This is a genomic window from Mesorhizobium sp. M7A.F.Ca.US.002.01.1.1 (assembly GCF_004022955.1).
GTDB lineage: Bacteria > Pseudomonadota > Alphaproteobacteria > Rhizobiales > Rhizobiaceae > Mesorhizobium > Mesorhizobium ciceri.
Genome location: NZ_RZQE01000853.1, coordinates 1 through 1,383, shown reverse-complemented (window position 1 = coordinate 1,383; position 1,383 = coordinate 1). Strand labels below are relative to the sequence as shown.

Annotated in this window: 1 protein-coding gene and 1 pseudogene; one reads left to right on the top strand and one right to left on the bottom strand. The window is 64.4% G+C overall.

Annotation, left to right across the window (positions count from 1 at the left end; genetic code table 11):
* Nucleotides 1-248 precede the first annotated feature (248 nt).
* Entirely contained in the window at nucleotides 249-683 is a 435-nt protein-coding gene (locus EN932_RS36140; RefSeq protein WP_127368749.1) for a hypothetical protein, read from the bottom strand.
* A gap of 427 nt (nucleotides 684-1,110) precedes the next feature.
* Between EN932_RS36140 and EN932_RS36130 the strand changes: the two are divergent.
* A pseudogene (locus tag EN932_RS36130) lies at nucleotides 1,111-1,383 on the top strand (dienelactone hydrolase family protein); the annotation flags it as partial.

Genomic DNA, 1,383 nt, shown 5'->3' with positions numbered 1-1,383 from the left:
CCTATACGGTCGCCGACGGCCGCCAGTTCGTGGTCATCGTCGCCGGCGGCCACGGTTCGGTCGGCACCAAGCCTGGTGACTATGTGATGGCCTACGCGCTGCCGAAGTAGGGGCGACAGGGTAACGCGATCTTTCAGAGGTCGCGCCGCCCCTCATCTGTGCCGGTATCTTTTCCCCGCATAGTGACGGGGAAAAGTGCCCGACTGGGCGATGAGGGGCGGGAAATCTTCCGATCGGCCCGTTGTCGATCAGCCAATCCCCAAATGACCCTTCAGGCTGGGCACCGAGCCGAGCACCTTGTTGGTCAGGTCGGGGCCGGCGGCGGCTTCGGCCTGCTGGATCAGCGTCGCGCCGGCCTTCTGGATCTGCGCCATGTCGAGCCCGGATGCCTTGAGCGCGGCGATGCCGTTGATCAGCGCGCCGGCCTTCTCGCCGAGAACGCCGCCAAGCGCGCCCTGCAACGACGACAGAAAACCGCCACCGCCGGCCGGAGCGGCGGCCATGACGTCATATTGATGGGCGAGGTCGTCGGCGCCGGGGATCCTGGCGAAGAACGCCGAGGCGCTGGTGCCTTCCGCCTCGTGTTCGAGCACCGAGAAAATGGTGCCGACGACTTTCTCCGTCGTCGCCTGGTCGAGGCCCGCCTTCTGCGAAACGGTGTTGACGATGTCCTGGACGTTCATGGCGTCACCTCAACCCTGGGTTTTCGTGTTGCGGTTCCGCTCAGTGCGGACCCTGATCAACGATAGTCTGCCTGCATTCACAACTATCGAGCGTAGGGCCAAAGCGGCGGCCCCCGCAAGGACGACCGCGCTGGCGAGGATCGGGGAAGGCATGGTCATGGTCTCGCTTCCTTCTGGGTCTGAGGCACGCGGTCAAGATACCGTCGATAGCCACCTTCCTTCACGATTGTGGCAGCGCCAGCAGGATTTATCGCCAATGACTAAAAAGTGATGACACGGCCGCGCATGGGCACCGGCTTTGCTGCCCGGACGTGGCCGGCGGCATACGCCTGAGGCGATCGACGGCAGCGATGAGTGCTCGACTGGATCATGCCGGCTTGGTCCCTATGTAGCTGGGAATTGAAGCCCGAAGCAGAGGAGCCCATCCATGACGAGACCCGACGCCAAGCCCACCATCACCCAGGCGATGATCGACGCCTATGACGAGTACACGCATCTGACGCTCGATCGCCGCCGGTTCATGGAGCAGTTGACCCGGCTTGCCGGATCAGGTGCGGCGGCGGCAGCGATCGCGCCGCTTCTGGCGGCCAATTCGGCGCAAGCAGCAATCGTCGCCGACAACGATCCGCGCGTGAAGGGCGAGGACATCAGCTACCCCGGCGGCAGCGGCGAGATGAAGGGCTATCTGGTCAAGCCGGCG

Bases quoted from the DNA above. Each gene is read 5' to 3' on its own strand.
- EN932_RS36140 (WP_127368749.1), bottom strand. From the start codon at position 683: ATGAACGTCCAGGACATCGTCAACACCGTTTCGCAGAAGGCGGGCCTC.